Annotated in this window: 16 protein-coding genes; 14 read left to right on the forward strand and 2 right to left on the reverse strand. The window is 37.7% G+C overall.

The window, feature by feature from the left end:
- Positions 1-23 precede the first annotated feature (23 nt).
- From hpt to lysS, 4 genes are all read left to right on the forward strand, one after another.
- The gene (gene hpt / locus EEI45_RS02175; RefSeq protein ID WP_125163972.1) at positions 24-563 is read left to right on the forward strand and encodes a hypoxanthine phosphoribosyltransferase; all 540 of its coding nucleotides are present in this window, start codon (positions 24-26) and stop codon (positions 561-563) included.
- Positions 564-576: 13 nt separating this feature from the next.
- Entirely contained in the window at positions 577-2,472 is a 1,896-nt protein-coding gene (gene ftsH, locus EEI45_RS02180; RefSeq protein WP_125163973.1) for an ATP-dependent zinc metalloprotease FtsH, read from the forward strand.
- 53 nt (positions 2,473-2,525) lie between these two features.
- Positions 2,526-3,398: an Hsp33 family molecular chaperone HslO gene (gene hslO, locus EEI45_RS02185; protein ID WP_125163974.1), complete on the forward strand. Its 873-nt coding sequence runs from the start codon at positions 2,526-2,528 to the stop codon at positions 3,396-3,398.
- A gap of 231 nt (positions 3,399-3,629) precedes the next feature.
- Entirely contained in the window at positions 3,630-5,114 is a 1,485-nt protein-coding gene (gene lysS, locus EEI45_RS02190) for a lysine--tRNA ligase (protein WP_125163975.1), read from the forward strand.
- Between the two features lie 37 nt (positions 5,115-5,151).
- Here the strand turns inward: lysS and EEI45_RS02195 are convergent, their stop codons facing one another.
- Together EEI45_RS02195 and EEI45_RS02200 are read right to left on the reverse strand one after the other, a co-directional pair.
- Positions 5,152-5,691: a chromate transporter gene (locus EEI45_RS02195; RefSeq protein ID WP_125163976.1), complete on the reverse strand. Its 540-nt coding sequence runs from the start codon at positions 5,689-5,691 to the stop codon at positions 5,152-5,154.
- Positions 5,675-6,238, reverse strand: coding sequence for a chromate transporter (locus EEI45_RS02200; protein ID WP_125163977.1), 564 nt, complete (start codon positions 6,236-6,238; stop codon positions 5,675-5,677). The genes EEI45_RS02195 and EEI45_RS02200 overlap by 17 nt, the downstream gene beginning before the upstream one ends.
- A 93-nt stretch (positions 6,239-6,331) precedes the next feature.
- On the opposite strand from EEI45_RS02200, the gene EEI45_RS02205 reads away from it, so the two are divergent.
- From EEI45_RS02205 to dnaB, 10 genes are all read left to right on the forward strand, one after another.
- The gene (locus EEI45_RS02205; RefSeq protein WP_125163978.1) at positions 6,332-7,183 is read left to right on the forward strand and encodes a LysR family transcriptional regulator; all 852 of its coding nucleotides are present in this window, start codon (positions 6,332-6,334) and stop codon (positions 7,181-7,183) included.
- 83 nt (positions 7,184-7,266) lie between these two features.
- Positions 7,267-7,881, forward strand: a complete 615-nt coding sequence (locus tag EEI45_RS02210; RefSeq protein WP_228410454.1) for an IspD/TarI family cytidylyltransferase — start codon at positions 7,267-7,269, stop codon at positions 7,879-7,881.
- Positions 7,882-8,020: 139 nt separating this feature from the next.
- Positions 8,021-8,311 carry a 30S ribosomal protein S6 gene (rpsF, locus tag EEI45_RS02215; RefSeq protein WP_018580287.1) on the forward strand — a complete coding sequence of 97 codons (291 nt, stop codon included), beginning with the start codon at positions 8,021-8,023 and terminating at the stop codon, positions 8,309-8,311.
- A gap of 25 nt (positions 8,312-8,336) precedes the next feature.
- The gene (ssb, locus tag EEI45_RS02220; RefSeq protein WP_125163979.1) at positions 8,337-8,810 is read left to right on the forward strand and encodes a single-stranded DNA-binding protein; all 474 of its coding nucleotides are present in this window, start codon (positions 8,337-8,339) and stop codon (positions 8,808-8,810) included.
- A gap of 17 nt (positions 8,811-8,827) precedes the next feature.
- Positions 8,828-9,061 (forward strand): 30S ribosomal protein S18, encoded by a 234-nt coding sequence (rpsR, locus tag EEI45_RS02225; RefSeq protein ID WP_003774357.1) that lies wholly within the window; start codon positions 8,828-8,830, stop codon positions 9,059-9,061.
- Positions 9,062-9,114: 53 nt separating this feature from the next.
- Complete coding sequence (locus tag EEI45_RS02230; protein ID WP_125163980.1) at positions 9,115-9,654, forward strand: DUF2232 domain-containing protein; 540 nt, start codon at positions 9,115-9,117, stop codon at positions 9,652-9,654.
- 46 nt (positions 9,655-9,700) lie between these two features.
- Positions 9,701-10,378, forward strand: a complete 678-nt coding sequence (locus EEI45_RS08895) for a hypothetical protein (RefSeq protein ID WP_228410455.1) — start codon at positions 9,701-9,703, stop codon at positions 10,376-10,378.
- Positions 10,288-11,655: a GGDEF domain-containing protein gene (locus tag EEI45_RS08900; RefSeq protein ID WP_456073050.1), complete on the forward strand. Its 1,368-nt coding sequence runs from the start codon at positions 10,288-10,290 to the stop codon at positions 11,653-11,655. The genes EEI45_RS08895 and EEI45_RS08900 overlap by 91 nt, the downstream gene beginning before the upstream one ends.
- Position 11,656: 1 nt before the next feature.
- Entirely contained in the window at positions 11,657-12,103 is a 447-nt protein-coding gene (rplI, locus tag EEI45_RS02240) for a 50S ribosomal protein L9 (protein ID WP_125163981.1), read from the forward strand.
- A gap of 11 nt (positions 12,104-12,114) precedes the next feature.
- Entirely contained in the window at positions 12,115-13,485 is a 1,371-nt protein-coding gene (gene dnaB / locus EEI45_RS02245; RefSeq protein ID WP_125163982.1) for a replicative DNA helicase, read from the forward strand.

Below are 13,485 nucleotides of genomic sequence, written 5' to 3' on the forward strand. Positions count from 1 at the left end.
ATCGCAGGAGGATTATTTATAGTATGCACCAAGATGTAGAGAGTATTTTGATTAGTGAACAAGAAATTGAAAAAAGATGTGAAGAACTCGGACAAGTTATCACAGAACATTATAAAAATGTAGAAGGTCCGCTCGTACTTGTGGCACTTTTAAAAGGATCCGTACCATTCCTTGCACGCCTCATTAAGTATATCGACCTTGATATCGAATTTGATTTCATGGATGTTTCAAGTTACGAAGGTACGGAATCATCACGCGATATTCGAATTTTAAAAGATTTGGATCGTTCAATTAAAGGCACGAATATCTTACTTGTAGAAGATATTGTGGATACAGGAAATACCCTAAAAGCAGTTATTAAACTCTTAATGAATAAGGGCGCTAATGATGTAAAAGTTATCACATTGTTGGACAAACCATCACGTCGTGACGTTGATGTATATGCTGACTTTATTGGGTTTGAAATCGAGAACCTATTTGTAATCGGTTTTGGTATGGACTATTATGAAAAATATAGACAATTACCATACATTGGAATTTTAAAAGATACAGTCTATAAGTAAGGAGTGAATCCCGTTGAAAAACAATAAAAAGAATAATATTATCTTGATGGTAATGACTGTAATGATGGCACTTGTTATCATGCAGTTAGCTGCACATCAAACACAAAAAGTTTTACCTGTTAAAGAATTCTACAGTGTTGTAGAAACAAAAAAAGTTGAAAATACAATTATTAAACCAAATAATAATGTTATTGATATTACAGGTGTGTATGTTGAAAATGATCGTAAGATTGGATTTTCAACACGTTTACCCAATACACCAGAACAACTTAACGCAGTAACGAAGTTACTTGCTGCGAAAGATGCCGCAATGTTGACAGCAGACCCAAATGAAAGTAATTTCTTTGTGGATTTCTTGCTTGTAATCATTCCTTACATCTTATTGGGTGGATTTATGTTCTTCCTTTTCTCAAAAATGGGAAATGGTGGTAATAATAAAGCCTTTGAATTCAGTAAATCTCGTGCTAAGGTCCAAGGTGATATTAAAGTTCGCTTTAAGGATGTAGCCGGTGCTGAAGAAGAAAAACAAGAAATGGAAGAGCTAATTGAGTACTTACGCCATCCAAAACGCTTTGAAGCGATGGGAGCTCGAATTCCAAAAGGGATGCTGCTTGTAGGCCCTCCAGGAACGGGTAAAACATTGCTCGCGAAAGCAGCTGCTGGAGAAGCAGATGTACCATTCTATGCAATCTCCGGATCTGACTTTGTGGAAATGTTTGTGGGTGTTGGTGCGAGTCGTGTTCGTGATATGTTTAAAAAAGCAAAAGCAACAGCGCCTTGCATTATTTTCATCGATGAAATTGATGCTGTCGGACGCCAACGTGGTGCTGGTATGGGTGGTGGACACGATGAACGTGAACAAACACTTAACCAACTTCTCGTTGAGATGGACGGTATTGAAGAAAATTCAGGGGTTCTTGTATTAGCGGCTACAAACCGTGATGATGTCTTAGACCCTGCGTTGCTTAGACCAGGACGATTTGACCGCACAATTACGGTTGGGTTACCTGATGTAAAAGGTCGTACTGAAATCTTACAAGTTCATGCACGCAATAAAAAAATTGCAGATGATGTTGTCCTCAAACACATTGCGCGTCGTACTCCAGGGTTCTCAGGAGCTGATCTTGAAAACGTATTGAACGAAGCAGCAATTCTTTCGGTTCGAGAAAATAAAACGGAAATCACGACCGATATTATCGATGAGGCGATTGACCGTGTTATTATGGGACCTGCTAAAAAATCGAAAAAATATACTGAAAAAGAACGTTATATGGTTGCGGTTCACGAAACCGGACATGCAATTATTGGTATTAAACTAAAAAGTGCTGATAAAGTACAAAAAGTCACAATTATTCCACGTGGACAAGCAGGTGGTTATAACTTGATGACACCTCGTGAAGAAACCTTTACACACAGTCGTTCAGACTTAATGGGTAAAATCACAGGGTATCTTGGTGGTCGTGTTGCTGAGGAAATTGTCTTTAATGAAATTTCTACAGGTGCATACTCTGATATTCAATCCGCTACCAAAATTGCACGTGCAATGGTTACTCAATATGGTATGAGTGACTTAGGACCAATTCAATATGATAGTAACGATGGAAATGTTTTCTTAGGAAGAGATATTTCTCAACCGCAAAACTACTCCGGTCAGATTGCATTTGAAATTGATAAAGAAGTTCGTCATATTATTGATCAATGTAAAGAAGATGCACGAAAACTTATTGAAGAAAGCCGTGATCTACTTGATCGTATTGTTGAAGCACTTCTTGAATATGAAACAATTACTGCAGAACAAATTCAAAATATTGTTGAAGGCCGTGAAGCCAATGACGATGGTGTGATTGCAGCTGAAGTTGTCAGCGAAACAGTTCAAGAACCTGACACAACAATTGATACAGAAATTTAAGCTTAGAGGGAGCCCCAATTCGTTGGGGCTTTTTTAAGAAAAAGGAGATAATGATGAGTGATAAAATCGTTCGCGCAATGGCGCTAAATGGCAATGTTCGAATTTTTGTGGCCAAAACAACAAATCTCGTGCAAAAAGCACATGAACTTCATGGGACCTATCCGGCTGCATCCGCTGCACTAGGTCGCACCCTCAGTATTGGTGCAATCATGGTAACAACATTAAAAAATGATGATGAGAAATTAGTTATTGAAGTTCGTGGTGATGGCGAATTAGGCCATATTTTTGTTAATGCAGATAACAAGGGGTTTGTGCGAGGTCTTGTATCAAATCCTTATGTACATAAAGTAAACAGCATTGGTAAACTTGATGTTGGTGGATCCATCGGTAATGGAACCCTTCGTGTAACACATGATGTGTTAGATGGAATGGCGTTCAGTTCTCAAGTAGAACTTCAATCAGGTGAAATTGGTGATGACTTTGCTTATTATTATGCACAGAGTGAGCAAATTCCATCAGCGGTTTCAGTGGGTGTCTTAGTTAATGAAGATCTATCCATTAAATCTGCAGGTGCAATTTTAATTCAGGTTCTTCCTTCCGCAACAGAAGAAGATATTTTGGAAATTGAAAAAACACTTGCTAAGCTTCCGCCTGTATCAAATCTTATGATTGAAAAAGATGCGATTGAAGTGTGTGCAGACCTATTTAGTGATGTTTTGATTCTTGAAACAACGGATACGCAATATTATTGCGGATGTAATAAAGAACAGATGGCGGATGTCTTACGTACCTTAAGTACGGACGAGCTTAAAGAACTTATTGCGGAAGATAAAGGGGCCGTTTTAGAATGCCATTATTGTCATTCAAAATATGAATTTAGTGAAGACGATTTAAATGAAATCATTTGCGAACGCAAGAAGAACTAGATTGTATCTTCTTGAATTTGGGGAATACGAATACACAGAAACCATAAATTATGGTATGATACAACACGAAAAGCGATGAATTTGTTTCATATTAGTTAGATGCTTGCGATAGTATTAAGAATAAATTGTTGTTATGTGTGATTTTAACGGCCGTTTCACTAAATTAGATGAATTCATTGGTAGAATTTGATAAGATAGAATCAGATTATTTACATAAGAAAGAGTGATAATATGGGACATGAATTAACAGAACAAGAAATTGTTCGTCGTGAGAAAATGGAGGCTTTGCGTGAACAAGGTATTAATCCTTTTGCGAGTGGATTTAAACCTGAAGAACGCTCATCCGACATTGTTGGTGCTTACGATAGCAAATCAAAAGAAGAACTCGCAGAATTGGAAGCGACAACTAAAATAGCAGGTCGTGTTATGACGAAACGTGTTATGGGTAAAGCGGGTTTTATGCATCTTCAAGATCGTGATGGACAAATCCAAGTTTACGTTCGAAAAGATACCGTTGGAGACTTAGCATTTGAGTACTTTAAGGAGCTTGATTTAGGGGATATTTTAGGTGTTGAAGGAACAATTTTCCGTACTAATCACGGTGAATTATCCGTTAAAGCAAGTGAATTAACACACCTTACCAAAGCATTGCGACCATTACCTGATAAATTTCATGGTCTCCAAGATAAAGAAGAACGCTACCGTCGTCGTTATTTAGATTTAATTATGAACGAAGACTCACGCCGGACTGCCATGTTGCGTCCGTTAATTATGCGTTCCATTCGAAAATTTTTCGATGATCGCGGTTTGGTTGAAGTTGAAACTCCTGTTTTAACACCAATCTTATCTGGTGCAGCTGCACGTCCTTTTGTGACACACCACAATACATTAGATATGGAATTTTACTTAAGAATTGCGACAGAACTTCCTTTAAAACGCTTAATCGTTGGTGGTATGGAAGGTGTTTATGAAATTGGTCGTTTATTCCGAAATGAAGGAATGAGTCCAAAACATAACCCAGAATTTACAACAATTGAAGCTTATGTCGCATACGCAGATATGTATGACATGATGGATATCAGTGAAGGTTTGCTTGAATACCTTGCGCATGAAGTTTTAGGAACCACTGAAATTGTATATCAGGGTACAGAACTTTCTTTGAAAGGACCATACCGTCGTGTACATATGGTTGACTTAATTAAAGATGTAACTGGTATTGATTTTTGGAATGTTACATCAGATGAAGAAGCTGTTGCGATTGCGAAAGAACATAATATTAATATGGCAAAACATCAATTATCATTTGGTCATGTTGTAAATGAGTTCTTTGAAACATTCTGTGAAGAGAAGATCGTTCAACCTACATTTGTTTATAGTCATCCTGTCGAAGTATCACCATTAGCAAAGAAAAATCCTGAAGATCCTCGTTTTACTGATCGATTTGAGATGTTTATTGATGCACGTGAATATGCGAATGCATTCTCCGAGCTTAATGATCCAATCGATCAACGTGAGCGCTTTGAGAGTCAATTGAGTGAACGTGAACTTGGAAACGAAGAAGCGAATGAGATGGATGTTGATTATGTTGAAGCGTTAGAATACGGAATGCCACCAACAGGTGGAATCGGTATCGGTTTAGACCGCCTCATTATGCTCTTAACAGACAGCGCAAGCATTCGTGACGTCTTGTTGTTCCCACATATGAAAAAAAGATAAGAGAAAAAAGATACTAACACAGCGTTAGTATCTTTTTTTATAAAAGCCATAGTAAACCAAGACAAGCCGATACAATAAGAATATGAGTAGTTTGAAGCTTAAATTTATAACTTAAGCCAAGCACGATTGCAAATGACACAACGGTCAAAGCACTAAACTGACTTTCTTTTAGGATTAACATGGAAAAAATGGTTACCGTTGCAAGGCTAATCAGTGTAGCAGAACTAATACGTAATGACTTAAGAATAATTTCCCAAAGTTTTTTGTGAGTCGCATTAACGTAGGAACGATACACAGTAAGGGTCAATACGACGCCGATTAGGACACAACCCAAGGTTGCGGTCATGGCCCCAGGAACTCCAGCAATGTTTAGTCCTAAAAAAGTGGAGATGTTTACTGTTAACGGACCGGGTGTCATTTGGGAGATGGTTATCATATTGATAAACTCTTGGGTGGTAATCCAACCATGGACATTGATAATTCGATTTTCAATCAAAGGAATGGTTGCATAACCACCACCTAAACTAAACAATCCTACATATAAAAATTCTACAAACAATTTAATCAACGCTAACATGGCGCAGCTCCCATCGGTTTAAAAGATATACAAACATAAAATTGAGGATAAGAATAAAAACAATGTGTATTTTGAACACCAGCGAAAGGATTAATCCCGTAGCATAAAACATGATTGCGGATTTTTGATCTCTTTGGTATAGATCCTTCACCATGTCGATGACAAGGCGCACCATAATGACAGCAACACCAACCTCTAATCCCTTAAAAATTGCTTGGATAAGGGGTTGGCCCATAAAAAAATCATAAGAATAAGTAATCACTGAAATGATAAATAATGGTGGCAAGACGGTGCCAATAAATGAGGCGAAGCCTCCAGCTTTACCGTTAATTTTATAGCCCACACCCGTTGCAAGATTTACGGAAATGGCACCCGGTGCAGATTGAGCAATCGCCGCTAGGTCTTGTAATGTGTCTTCGGTGATTAATTGTTTCTCTTCCACATATTTTGTACGTAAAATGGGGATGGTTATGTATCCACCACCAAAGGACACCGCGGATAAGAAAAAGGATGTATAAAATAGTTCGAAATTTGTAATTTTCTTCATAAAAAACCTCCGCTTGTATTCTAGGTAATTCTTAGAGATAATTATAATAGATAGAATGAATAAAGGTATAACCGTATCGTTATGGAGGAAGGCATGAATATCCGTTTATTAAAAATTTTTAAGACAGTTTATGAATTAAAGTCAATTACAAAGGCTACAGAGATTTTGTACATATCACAGCCCGCTGTATCGCAAGCAATTAAGGAACTTGAGACGGTTTTAAAACGTAATCTTTTTGTGCGTAAATCAGGAGGAATCGAACCAACACCGTTTGGTACTCAATTTTACGTTCAGGTTACTCATTTTTTAAAAGGGTATCATCAGTTTGAGTCAGATGTTTTTAAATTGGATCAGTCCAATCCATTACGAATTGGTTCCAGCATTACGGTTGCCAAGACCACACTCCCGGATATTATTAAAGATTTTGAGGCATTGAATTCAACCAATAAAACAGTAACAACGATTGCGAATGCTCAAGATGCCCTTGAACTGTTGGTTGAGGATAAAGTCGATGTTGCCATTATTGAAGGGACAATGCAAGACGATGGTTTTGAAACGATCCATCTTGGTTCTGATGAACTAAAATTTTTCTCAAAAACTCCATTTGATATTTCGACACTCGAGTCATTACTTCAACATCGAGTCTTGCTCCGAGAGCCGGGCAGCTCAATTCGGAATGCATTTGAAGAATTGCTTTTAAGAAATGGATTGGTTTATCAAGCAACATGGCAAGCTGTGAATTCTGAAGCAATCCTATTTGCGGTAAGTCAAGATTTAGGAATTGGTTTTTTACCGGAAGTTCTCATTGATGATGTATTTTATATTTATAACGATATCAAGTCAGATATTCGTACACCGATAACTCTGTGCTATCGGAAAAATCAAGTTTTTGAAGATCCTTTAAATGAATTTGTGGAGATTATAATCAAGGCGTTTGGTAAATAATACGAATTCCTTTAATCCGAGCGTGTGATATGTTAGAATACTAAAAAAGAAGAGGTGACTTATGGATTATTCAGTATTAATTGTTGCCGCTGGAAAAAGCAGCAGAGGGTGCAAGTTACGCAAAAGCACTTGCCTCATTTAATGACTCTAAAAGTGTTTTAGGTCAGACAATTTCCGTGTTTATGCATGACACGCAATGTAAACAAGTCGTAATTGTTGCGAGTTCTGCCGATATGACACGTGTTGTGAAATCGAATGGAAGCGGTAAAATTGTTTATGTTAAAGGTGGGAAAACACGTCAAGAGAGTGTGCTAATTGGTCTAACAGCCGTCTCTGAAGATGTTGTTTTTATTCATGATGGAGTACGTCCATGGTTGCGTCAAGGTTTAATTGATAAACTTCTTGTGCGTATGCAAACTGAAAAAGCATGTGTACTCGGGTTACCTCCTACCAGCCGCATGTGCCGAGTTGTAGATGGTTATATTGAGTCAACAGTTGATACGGATTCTTTCATTCAAACCCAAACACCACAGGCATATCACACTTCATTTATTTTGAGTTGTTATGCGAAAGCAAATCGATCGGGTGGAACGTTTATGGATGATTCAGAAGTTGTCTCCGCATTCTCAGACGTTAAGATTGCAGTTGAAGCGGGCGATTCGCGAAATCGGCGATTTATACTTAAAAAAGAAGATTAGGACATTAGGTCTGTGAAACTTATTTAGTGATGACGGAATAGGTTTACATAGACCTTTTTGTTTGATATAATGAAGAACGGATAAAATATAAAAAAATATCCTTGCTCGAAAGAGCCATAGACCAGAAGGAGGTGTACAAATGCGCAAATATGAAGTAATGTACATCGTGAAACCTACATTAGACGAGGAAGCTCGTACAGCAGTTATTGCTAAATTACACGCTATCTTAACAGATAACGGAGCAACAATTGATGATGTTAATGAATGGGGTTTACGTGAACTAGCATACGAAATTGAAGACTTCAAAAAAGGTTACTATGTAGTAACTCAATTTACATCAGGTGACGAAGCAGTTAATGAATTTAACCGTTTAACACGTATCAATAACGATGTAATCCGTCACATGATCGTACGTCAAGACGAAATCTAATCAAAAACACAAGGGGTGATTATTTATGATTAATCGCACTATATTAGTGGGTCGTTTAACTCGAGATCCAGAACTTCGTAAAACACAAACAGGTAAATCAGTCGTATCATTTACTGTAGCGTGCAACCGCCGCTTCGGTCAACAAGATGAAACTGATTTCATTAACTGTGTGGCTTGGAATCATACAGCTGATTTCATGGCGAATTACTTGCTAAAGGGTGCTTTAGTAGGGCTAGAAGGTCGAATTCAATCGAGATCATACGAAGATGCTACTGGCAAACGTGTGTATGTTCAAGAGGTAGTTGTGGATACACTTCAGTCACTTGAATCACGCGCACAACGTCAAGAACAAGGCGCAAGCCAAGGTCAATATCAGAATCAAGGCGGAAATCAAGGTGGATCAAGTTATACACCTTCATATCAACCAGATCCTGAACCATCATTCTCAATGGATGATGAACCTGTTCTCGATATAACCAGTGACGATCTTCCATTCTAATCGAAAGGAGATTTGTTATGTCATTCAGAAAATTCCGTGGACCACGTCGTAAAGTTTGCTATTTTACAAAAAATAACGTAAAAACAATCGATTACAAAGATGTGGAATTACTAAAACGCTTTATCTCAGCAAATGGTAAAATTATTCCTAGACGTGTTACAGGTACAAAAGCTAAATACCAACGTCCATTAGCAACAGCTATTAAACGTGCTCGTCAAATGGCTTTATTACCATACGTATCAGATAACTAAGATATACAAAAGCCTCTCTAACGAGAGGTTTTTACTTTATGGAGGATACTATTATGAAGAAAACATTGAGTCTTACTTATGGCGCAATGACTGTTGCTTTAACAGGTATTATTTTATTTTTTGATCGTATAACTGCAGGTTTTTTTATGACGTTTCTTGCGCTGCCTTTAATTGTTTATGGTTCGTATTGTGAGTGGTCGTATGCTTTCGTTGTCTATCTCTCATGTATCATTATGGCGGTTATTATGTCTGGGCTTTTCTCAACTGTTTTAATGATGGCGGGTTATGGTGCCGTAGGCTTAGCGTATGTTTACTGTATGAAAAAGAATGCCTCCCCATCGCGGAGTTATCTTGTTATGGGAGCGGTTATTGCATTGTTTTACTTTATAATGATTCGATATTTTGGACCTGCATTCGGTATGGATTTTCAAGAAATCATACAATCTGTGAAAGGAATACTAAATGTTCACAATTCATGGGTGCTTTATGGGATTTCCATCGGTATGGTTCTGTTTACAATGGCTATGGAGCTCTTTATTATTAAAACGGGTTCGGACATCATTTTAGTGATGTTACATCGCAATAGAAAATAGTGTTATTTTGTGATAAAATTTAGGGTGAAAACCTAGGGGGTTTATTATGTCAAATCGATTTGAGACTCTTAAAACACGTTTAATGATTTTAACTTTGACCCAATTGGTGGTCCTCTTCTTTTTCCATGTTTTTATTAATAAATACTTATATGTTGTTCAATACATTTTCCTTGTGATTGATTTTGCGATTATCTTTTATATCTTTGCAACCGCGATTACAAGTCGTAAGGAGCGTGTTATCTCTGTTGCGGATGTATTAGGTCAGGAAGCACGGTACGCTTTTGAGTATGCAAATATGGGGATTATTACGCTTGATGATCAAAATACAATAACGTGGATGAGTGAACTTTTTGATGAACTTAATATTCTCGGAACGGGAGAATTGGTTACCGATATTTTTCCATCAATTGTGAAAATAATAAAAGGAAATCAAGAAACCATGACAATTCGTTTTGATTCGCATGTTTTTGAAGCATCAACAATGGGTCAGAAAAACATCGTTTTCTTTAAAGATGTTACCGAATTGAATGAACTTGAAATTATTAATAAAATAACCAAGTTGTATTGGGAATTGCCCATCTTGATAATTATGAAGAAACAACACAGTACGAAGAAGAACAAACGATTGCCTTTATTGATTCAAACATTCGTCAGGCTGTTGTGCGATGGGCGGATAATCATGAGATGTTTGTGCGTCGTATTCGACCAGACCGTTATCTTTTAGTACTCAATGAGCAAGTGTTTCAGCGACTTGAGAGTGAACGATTCTCGATTGTGAATGAGATTCGAAAACAAGCTACAAAAATTGACGCAAGCATTACCTTGTCATTGGCTTTTGCACGACACAGTGATAATTTTAAAGATTTAGAAGATATGTCGAATAAAGCACTTGAAATGGCACAGAGTCGTGGTGGTGACCAGGTTGCAATTAATACTAAAAATGAAGTAATGCGATACTTTGGTGGAAATACTGAAGCTGTGGAGAAACGAAGTAAGGTTCGTGTACGGGTCATGGCTCAAAACCTCGGTGAACATATTTTAGAATCCAGTAATGTCGTAATTGTAGGACACCGCATGATGGATTTTGATTGCTTCGGTAGTGCCTTGGGTGTCTCATCAATTGTTTCAGTTTACAATAAAGAAGCATCTATTGTGATTGATTTAGAGGACACTGAGGTTAATCTTGCAGGCGGAATTCGAAAGCATCGTGAAGAATTTGAGAAGGATCACAATTTAGTAACACATGAAAAGGCGCGCGAACTTATTGGGCCCAATACATTACTTATTATGGTAGACCATCATTCCTTACAACAATGTCAATTTCCAGATTTAGTGGATAAAGCAGAAACGATTGTGGTGATTGATCATCATCGTCGTACGGGTGATTTCAAGTTTAAACCAACACTAACATATATTGAATCTTCCGCGTCATCTGCAAGTGAGCTAATTGTTGAGTTGTTCCCATATCACCGTCGAAATGTTGTTATTTCAAAGTTGGAAGCAACCTTTATGTATACGGGGATGTTGATTGATACAAATCGATTTAGAAATCGAAGTGGAAGTCGAACATTCCAAGCAGCTGCTGAGTTACGAAAATATGGCGCTGACTTAATGGAAGTTGAGAACATGCTTCGAGATGAATATGAAAGTTTTGAAATGAAGAATAAAGTATTAAGCAAATGTGAATTTTTCGATGATTACTATGTGATTGCGGCCTATAAAGATGAGTTATTACCACGGCCACTCATGTCACAAGCGGCTGATGAAATTCTCACGGTTAAAGAGGTTGAGGCTTCATTTGTGGTTGCTTATGTTGATGAAGATATTGTGGCCATCTCATCGCGTTCAAAAGGAGAACTTAACGTTCAAGTTGTGATGGAACGCCTTGGTGGTGGTGGACACTTTACGGGTGCCGCGGCTCAAATTAAAGGACAGTCGATTCATGAAGTAGTGGAATCGTTGAAAAAATCTATAGAAAATGTAAGAGAGGAAAGTGAATAATATGAAGTTGATTCTATTAAAAGATGTTAAAAAAGTAGGTAAGAAGAATGATATTGTTGAGGTAGCCGATGGTTATGCACGTAATTTTTTATTACCCAATAAACTTGCAGTTATGGCAAGTGATCAAAGTCGTGAAATTTTAGACCACCAAAAAAAAGAACATGCTGCAGAAGTGCAAGCGGAGATTGAAAAAGCGAAAGAACTCGCAAAAGAACTTGAAAAAATCACTTTAGAATTTAAAGTAAAAGTGGGTGAAGGGGGTCGTGTATTTGGATCTGTATCCACAAAACAAGTAGAGGATGCATTGAAGAAAGAACACAAAATCAAAGTAGATAAGCGTAAATTTAAACCAAATGGTCCAATTACTCATTTAGGATCGAACCGTATCCAAGCAACATTGTATGGAGATGTAACCGGAGAAATCCATGTTAAACTAATTGCTGAATAAAAGGAGGAACTATGCGTAAATTGCCTTACAGTCAAGACGCGGAGATGGCACTTTTAGGAACACTATTGGTGTTTCCAGAGTCTGTTGCAGTTGTTGAAGAATATGACATGCAAGTCGATGACTTTTATAATACCGAGCACCAAAGAATATTTTCTCATATGTTAGAAATTATTGAACGTGGCCGTGTTTTAGATGCGACGACTTTAATAACACGATTAAAAGATCAACATGAAATTGATAGTGTAGGTGGTGTTGAATACTTATTTGCCCTTACGGAAAACAGTGCGACACCAGCAAGTGTGAAGCATTATATCGAAGTAGTTCAAGAAAAAGCACAGATGCGACGTCTTATCGATGTTGGGCAGTCTATCGCTGAAAAAGGGTTTGACTCTACAACAGAACTTACCGCACTCCTTGATGAAGCAGAACAGAGGATTTTAGAAGTAACGCGTGTCCGTCGAACGACTGAGATGCAACAAAGTCGTGATGTTGTACGAGAAGTAATCGACAATCTAAATCGTATTCGTGATAATCATGATCGTATTACAGGTTTGAAAACAAATTACAGTCATTTGGACAATGTCACCAATGGATTACAACGGGGTGACCTAATCATCTTGGCGGCGCGTCCCTCTGTAGGGAAAACCGCTTTTGCGTTGAACCTGGCATTGAATGCTGCACGTCACAACAAAGATGAAAAAGCAGGTATGGCAATCTTTTCTCTTGAGATGCCTGCAACACATTTGATATCTCGGATGTTAAGTGCTCAATCTTCCGTTAAAAGTGAGTATTTACGAACCGGCAACCTCAATGATGAACAACTCAATAATGTTTATGCTGGCGCGAATGTTCTATCGAAACTGAATATTTTTATTGATGATAGCTCAACAATCACCGTTCCAGAAATCTTTTCGAAGTGTCGAAAACTTAAAGCTGAAGGAAATCTCGATATGATTGTAATTGACTATATTCAGTTAATTACAGGACGCGGTAAAACCGAATCCCGTCAACAAGAAGTATCTGAAATTTCCCGTGGACTGAAACAATTAGCTCGTGAGATGGATTGTCCAGTTATTGCTCTGTCTCAGTTATCACGTTTAGTAGAACGACGAGACAGTAAAATTCCTCAATTGAGTGATTTACGTGAATCCGGTTCAATTGAACAAGATGCGGATATTGTTATGTTCTTATATCGAGAAGATTACTATAAAGATCGTGAAGGCGAGGATGACGACGCACCTCAAATGCCAAAACCAGAACAACAAGAAGTATTACTTAAAATGGCGAAACACCGTAATGGTGCACTGGCAGATATTACCCTTATGTTCAATGCTTCCATCAGTAAATTTTATGGAGTAGCCGGAGAAGGAGGTAGATTGTAA

Origin of the sequence: Erysipelothrix piscisicarius (genome assembly GCF_003931795.1) — a bacterium.
GTDB lineage: Bacteria > Bacillota_I > Bacilli_A > Erysipelotrichales > Erysipelotrichaceae > Erysipelothrix > Erysipelothrix piscisicarius.

Coding starts and splice junctions, on each gene's coding strand:
- lysS (WP_125163975.1), top strand. CDS start 3,630: ATGGGACATGAATTAACAGAACAAGAAATTGTTCGTCGTGAGAAAATG.
- hpt (WP_125163972.1), top strand. CDS start 24: ATGCACCAAGATGTAGAGAGTATTTTGATTAGTGAACAAGAAATTGAA.
- dnaB (WP_125163982.1), top strand. CDS start 12,115: ATGCGTAAATTGCCTTACAGTCAAGACGCGGAGATGGCACTTTTAGGA.
- EEI45_RS02200 (WP_125163977.1), bottom strand. CDS start 6,238: ATGAAGAAAATTACAAATTTCGAACTATTTTATACATCCTTTTTCTTA.
- hslO (WP_125163974.1), top strand. CDS start 2,526: ATGAGTGATAAAATCGTTCGCGCAATGGCGCTAAATGGCAATGTTCGA.
- ssb (WP_125163979.1), top strand. CDS start 8,337: ATGATTAATCGCACTATATTAGTGGGTCGTTTAACTCGAGATCCAGAA.
- rplI (WP_125163981.1), top strand. CDS start 11,657: ATGAAGTTGATTCTATTAAAAGATGTTAAAAAAGTAGGTAAGAAGAAT.
- EEI45_RS02230 (WP_125163980.1), top strand. CDS start 9,115: ATGAAGAAAACATTGAGTCTTACTTATGGCGCAATGACTGTTGCTTTA.
- rpsF (WP_018580287.1), top strand. CDS start 8,021: ATGCGCAAATATGAAGTAATGTACATCGTGAAACCTACATTAGACGAG.
- EEI45_RS02195 (WP_125163976.1), bottom strand. CDS start 5,691: ATGTTAGCGTTGATTAAATTGTTTGTAGAATTTTTATATGTAGGATTG.
- EEI45_RS08895 (WP_228410455.1), top strand. CDS start 9,701: ATGTCAAATCGATTTGAGACTCTTAAAACACGTTTAATGATTTTAACT.
- EEI45_RS02205 (WP_125163978.1), top strand. CDS start 6,332: ATGAATATCCGTTTATTAAAAATTTTTAAGACAGTTTATGAATTAAAG.
- rpsR (WP_003774357.1), top strand. CDS start 8,828: ATGTCATTCAGAAAATTCCGTGGACCACGTCGTAAAGTTTGCTATTTT.